The following is a 6,338-nucleotide window of genomic DNA, read 5'->3' as shown; positions in this document are numbered from 1 at the left end:
TAGGTTACCTTTCACCAGTTCAATATGAAGAAAACTACTACAAAGAAGTTAGTTAATTCTCTTAATAGGTGTCTACTTTCTTGACAGAGGTCCAAACATACAGCTATTTACGAGAAATTTCTTCGAAAACTCGATATAACTGTAGAATATGTAGTTAAAACTACCTCTTTAGTTTAGATGGGGTAAAATGGTTACAATTAGCTGTAGGTTCTCCATCTATTACGCGTTTGATCGAATAATCCCGAAATATAACTGTATAAAATCCATCTATTTGATACTTTTACGTCTACAGTTACTCCCTCTCCACTCGCCACCAACACATCAACACGCTTATTTGGTAAGAAAAACCCGCTCCATGAGCGGGTTTTTCCATCATTTAGAATCTTTTTGGTTTTTCGGGTCCTTTGGGTCCTTAGGCTCTTTAGGATCTTTAGGATCTTTAGGATCTTTAGGATCTTTTGGATCTTTTGGATCTTTCGGTTTCTTATCGTGATGCTTGTCCGTATAATCGACTTTAGGCGCTTGCAAACCGCCTGCCAGAACGGTCTCTCTGATGTCTTCACCGAGGTAGAAGCTTAAATGCGGCGGCTGATTGTACGCCGTGTTCTGCCATGCGATTCCGTTTCTGTAAACCGGGTCATGCATAAGCGTATACATCCGGTACTCCGTAGGAATCGTCGTGCTGAAGATTCTCAGTTCCGAGCTGTCTGTTGTAGGTAAAAGAACTTCCTCACGCCAATCACCTAGGATGTCGGCCTGTAAAGTCGGAGTCGCCTTTGTTCCATTATTGCTGACTACGCCTGCAAAGCTTTTCAAAAGCTCAGCTTTCTTCGTAGTTGGATTAAACTTTGAAATTGATGTATTATCCAGCAACTCATTCAATAAATCCCCATCCCAGAGAAGAGAGAAGTTCACAGATACGCCTGCCGTTCTAAAGCTATCAGCTTCAACCTTACCCTGCACGTTGTAGATGCCTCCGCCCGACGCTGGCGTTGTCCCTCCTGTCCCCCAGAACTCAAAACCAGGGCTTGCGGTAATATTTGCCGCTAAGCCACGTCCTGTATCCACGTAACCATTATAGGACATCAGTGTTTCCCCTGTTGCAGCATCATGGAGCTCTACCGATGCTACAGAAGGGACTTCATGTACGGCCATCACCTGCAAACCTTCACGAGCTGGATCAAATGCCCCTACATGAAGCGCGTCGCCATGCGAGCCTTGTTCACGCTGCATCTCGCCATCCATTTCATAGAGAATGCTGCCGTCCTGATCCAGGGTCAACGATCCTGCAATAATTTCGTCAAAACCATCATTATCAACATCCGCCGTGGCCAGATTGTGGAAGCCTAGGCCTGCCCCTCTACCCGCTTGGGCGGAGTCGAAGGTCCACTCTTCTTTGAGCTTGCCATGCACTAAGCTATAAGCCACATACGTAGTCCGTTCATAATAACCTCTGCCATAGATGGCGCTTGGCTTCTTACCATCCAAATAAGCTAATCCTGCAAGGAAACGGTCAGAACGGTTATGCCAAGTGTCTCCCCATGAAGCCACATCCCCCAGCGGGAATGCATAATCAATGGTGTCGATCTCCTTACCCGTTTCGCCCTTGAAAACGGAAATGTACTCCGGCCCCCCGAAAATATGGCCGAACTCATTTACCCATTTGCCATTATCTGCCGCATTACCAATGACACTGATCACCTTGCTGCTATCAAATTTGCCATCTGTAACCCCATAGACGGTCGTTGCATCTGCCGTTTTAATGAGGAATTCGCTTTTGCCATCCCCATCATAATCGGCAATGATAAATTGATGATAATGCGCTCCTGATGTGAGGTTAAGCCCCATATTCATCCGCCACAATAAGGTGCCGTCCATTTTATAAGCATCAAAAATTGTCGGCCCCGTCATCGCGTTCTGTGAACTGTCGATAGCGTTAGATGGGTACCATTTCACAACGACCTCATACTCGCCGTCTCCATCCAAATCCCCTACACCAGCGTCATTGACACTATAGGTGTAGCTGCCTGTTGCCGTAGTTCCTCCTTCAGGCTTTTGCATCGGAATCGAGAGATAATCGTTAGCTGCTGCCGATGTTTCCTCTCTATCCTTATCTGGCTTTCCATTGACAACTGTCTCTACTTCATAGGTGTCCCCAGCGGCACCAGCCGTGTCCGCAAAATTGGTCACAGACAATGGTGACGTATTCAGCTTTTGCCCATTGCGGTAAATATTGAACTTCACATCGCGGTCATACTCATCTGCTAGCAGACGCCAGCTTACGAATATGCCTTCATTTGATTGTAAAGCGATAACGCCTCTGTCCAGCCACTCTGTCTGTCTTGCTGTATCTGGCGGTGTAAGACGGTTGTATACATATTGGGTTGCATATCGGCCAAAACCGTTCTCCAGACTCGCAGGAACCGCTAGTTCACCCTTAAACGTGTATACGCCCGCTTCATGGGGATTCCAAGCCTTGCCAACGTTAACCCACGAACTTACAGGTACATTTACCTTACTATTATTGGCTAGGGTGACGCTAACGGATTGCGGTAGACCAATGGAGTGGATATCCGACGTAGTTTGATCTACATATACTGTATGATAGGATAATTTATCCACCTTCGTAATACGATTTTCTGGAATCGGCATATGATACACACCGAAGTTATCAAGGTAAGTCGTCCAGGCAATATTATTGCCAGATGTCCGCATGCCCACCAATTTAACCGAAGCGACTGAACCGTCAAAAGCTACACCATTCAGCGAGGACGTGAATTCTTGACTTGTACCCGCAGCTTTGTCAGTTAGCTTGAATTTGACGACCTCATTTTCCACATCAAGATTAATCCCTACCTTATACCACGCTTGCGGATTCGTAATACCCGTACTTGCGGCAGGCTGCTTTCCTGCAAAATACTGCAAAGGGGCATTATTCGTATTATTTAGCGTAAATACCGTATTGCCAGTACTATCGAGGATCCTAAACTCGCCGCCGTTTTCACTAGGATTGCTAGCTGCTTTATCATTCACCTTACCAGGATACCAATCAAAATCAACGAGAATTTGGCTGCCTTTAACCGAAGTACCGAAGGTCTTGGTCGCTACGCGCCCCCCGCTTTGGTTCGTTTGAGTAAACTGCAGCATCGGGGTGTTATTCCCCATCACTTCATATGTATTAATCGATACCGTAGCATTCGCTGTTACAAATCCCCAATTAACGGGGTCTGGCGCGACCGTATCACCGAAATCACTATAATAAACGCTATCGAGTTCGACCCCATTGTTACCAACAGCGGCAGACGCCATCAACCCGTTCGGTATTAAGAGAGCGCTTGCAATAAGTAACGAAACGATTTTTCTCCATTGTCTGTTAGTTCGCATTGTTATTTTCACTCCTTCTGTTCGAGCTATGAGAGGATTGTGCATGCTCTCGGTAATTCCTCATCGTGCAAGGTTTTGCATATCCTAAGAATCACTTGCTGTCTTCGGTCAGAACTACTCCTTCTTCCCCTCCCCGCCAAATAGAATCTATAACGATGACCCATATAGCTCATACCTGTTGGTACGATTGGCCCGTGTACTAACTGTAAAACTTGACTGGCTAAGCCGTCTATTAGACATTTTTTCAGAAATGAAATTCTCTTGTAAGAAACCATTTAGCAGTTATATGACATTTTTGACTAAACTTCTCTTTTCTTGATCTCGTATGTAAAAAGGTGATAAAAGCACGAAAAAATAGACCTCCTTGGCCATTTCGTGGCAGGTGAGGTCTATTGCTCAGTAATCGCTAGCGACTACTTTGTATTCGTAAGCTCGATCATCTTACCTTGTGACTCCTTGAATATACGTACCAGGGATTGCACCTTATCAAACTCATAATCTCCAGGACCATAGTTATCCATGAACATTTTCTTCAACAAATCTGCGTAAAAGGTAACTCTTTGCTCAAGCACATCATGCTCGATCTGGATAATTTCCTCAATGGAATGATTGCCAATGAATTCTTCTGTCTTATCAATAGGATCTTCCCATCTGCCCCCTCTACGCTCAGCAGGATTAGATTCCTCAGAGCCTCTCGAAGGCTCCAATTCGATTGATGTTCGTAAACTCGACAAAGCAATATTTTCTTTCGCCAGCATGATTTGAAAATATTTATTTTTGAATAAATCAATAATGACGAGTTTGCATAACTCTCGGTTTTGAAGGAGCATTCCGTCGAAGGGGTGGATGGTCCAGTACCCATTTTTCAGAAAAAGATTTAACTTGAACAGTTCGCTGCCATAGATATATTCGATGTTAATATTAGAATCTGACATGATTTCAAAAGAAAATTCTAACATAGCCTAACCTCCTGCAACGACAACCTCATTGAGCTTCGATTATTGGTTTTTACTTGCTCGCTCTGACCCAACTTAAACCCCAGTCATAGGCCTTATCTAACTCTTGATGTCCCTGAAAGTGCCTTACGATTCGCTCAATACTTAACGTTTCATCCTTCACATTCTGAATTAAAGCGATGGCACACATCGGGAGATCATTGTCGTGCTCATCGAGATTAACAACGATGTCAGGTCCGCCATTTTGCTTCATCGTGACAATGGCATCCGCCTCTGACCATTTCGACACACCCTCGTAAATGAAGGTGAAAATCAGTATCCGCTTGAAATTGGCAAGCTTCGTTCCATTAATTCGAATGTTCTCTCCGGTTTTAACTGAACCTGTTCGATCATCCCCATCAAGAGCGATATAAGGTTCACGCGTAAGCGATCCAAATGAATTGCCTAGCGCCTGAATTAACCCTTTTCTGCCATCTTTAAGTTCGAATAGACAAGCTAAATCAAGATCGATCCCGCTAGATGATTCCCCCCAGAAGCCACGGTTGCTTGCCGGTTGTTGATTCCAGTTCAGGTTGATTAAGATTTCCCCTAGACCGCCCGATTTCTTCTCGAGGTTGATCTTATCTCCCTTTTTGGTTAATACAATTTTGGAAAGATTAATTTGTGGTCCCTTTTCCGGTATCGGTTTGGGTTTCGGCGGCGCGATCTGAATTTCTGGAGCTTTCAACGTTGGCTGCTCAATATCTACAACAACACCATAGCTCGCGCACAGTGCCTTAAGGCCTCCAGCGTATCCAGCACCGATCGCACTAAACTTCCACTCACCGTTGTATCTATATAATTCTCCTATAACAATAGCCGATTCTACGGAGAACTGATTGCCCAAGTCATAACGAAGTATTTCTTGCCCTGATGCTTGATTCACGAAACGAAGATAGACGCTGCTGACCCCACTGAAGTTTTGACGCCTCGCTTCACTTTCATAGATCGTAAGTGTAAAAGCAATCCGATCAACGTCAGTCAACACTCGTTTCAGATCGATATTCAGTTGTCTTTCATTTGCCTGCTTCTCGATATATGTTATAAAACTATTGCTTGGATTACCGTAAAAGATAAGATCTTCATCACTACGAACCTTACTGTTCTGTGCAAGTAAAAAGGCCGAAGTATCGAGCTCAATTTGATTGGGAGCCTGCCAACCGATAAAGACAGTCAGATTGGTAAGCGATGCATGCACTTTCGTTACATCTACCTTTTGTCCTTTGATTACAGCAACGACGGTCATGTTGACTTCACCCTTCTTTGTAAAAGATGTAAACATAAAGGTGGCAACCAGAAGGCAACCACCTTATACAAGCCAACCTCTAGCTCAAGCCATAGTTCGTAACTAGCGCAGCCAACCCACCTGCGAAACCACTGCCTACCGCTTGGAATTTCCAATCACTTCCATGACGATAAAACTCACAGAAGACGACTGCTGTTTCAATGGAGAAATCTTCACCTAAATCGTAACGAAGAATCTCATTCTTATTCGCATCATTCACTACCCTTACGAAGGCATGACTGACTTGTCCAAAATTTTGACCGCGTTGTTGTGCATCATGTATCGTAACCGTAATGCCGATTCGACTGATAGCTGCTGGTACTTTAGCGAAATCGATCATGATTTTTTCATCATCACCATCACCTTCACCCGTACGGTTGTCTCCCGTGTGAACAACAGCACCGTCATAAGCCTTAAGGTTATTATAAAAAACAAAATCTGCTGCTGACTTGGCTTTACCATCTTCATGAAGAAGAAACGCGGAGGCATCAAGATCGAAATCTCCACCGCCATTATATTTATTGGTATCCCAGCCAAGTCCTACGATGATTTTGGTTAGACCTGGGTTGGTTTTGGTTAGGTCAATGCGTTGACCTTTGGATAAATCAATCGACATGGTTATCTCACCTTTCGGATCAAATAATGGGTATTACCTCATCGGTTCCTAAAAACTA

The 6,338-nt window shown here is 44.3% G+C and carries 4 protein-coding genes; all 4 read right to left on the bottom strand.

The window, feature by feature from the left end; genetic code table 11:
- Positions 1–372: 372 nt before the first annotated feature.
- A complete protein-coding gene (locus tag L6I86_RS32755; protein WP_236292891.1) occupies positions 373–3,384 on the bottom strand; it encodes a rhamnogalacturonan lyase in 3,012 nt (1,003 codons plus the stop codon).
- Positions 3,385–3,797: 413 nt separating this feature from the next.
- The gene (locus L6I86_RS32750; protein ID WP_236292889.1) at positions 3,798–4,343 is read right to left on the bottom strand and encodes a hypothetical protein; all 546 of its coding nucleotides are present in this window, start codon (positions 4,341–4,343) and stop codon (positions 3,798–3,800) included.
- A 49-nt stretch (positions 4,344–4,392) separates the two neighbouring features.
- The gene (locus L6I86_RS32745) at positions 4,393–5,661 is read right to left on the bottom strand and encodes a TerD family protein (RefSeq protein WP_236292888.1); all 1,269 of its coding nucleotides are present in this window, start codon (positions 5,659–5,661) and stop codon (positions 4,393–4,395) included.
- Between the two features lie 43 nt (positions 5,662–5,704).
- The gene (locus tag L6I86_RS32740) at positions 5,705–6,280 is read right to left on the bottom strand and encodes a TerD family protein (RefSeq protein WP_056611141.1); all 576 of its coding nucleotides are present in this window, start codon (positions 6,278–6,280) and stop codon (positions 5,705–5,707) included.
- Between the last annotated feature and the right edge of the window lie 58 nt (positions 6,281–6,338).

The sequence above is a fragment of the Paenibacillus allorhizoplanae genome (assembly GCF_927798215.1).
Lineage (GTDB): Bacteria > Bacillota > Bacilli > Paenibacillales > NBRC-103111 > Paenibacillus_E > Paenibacillus_E allorhizoplanae.
This window is presented reverse-complemented; position numbering and strand designations above follow the sequence as displayed.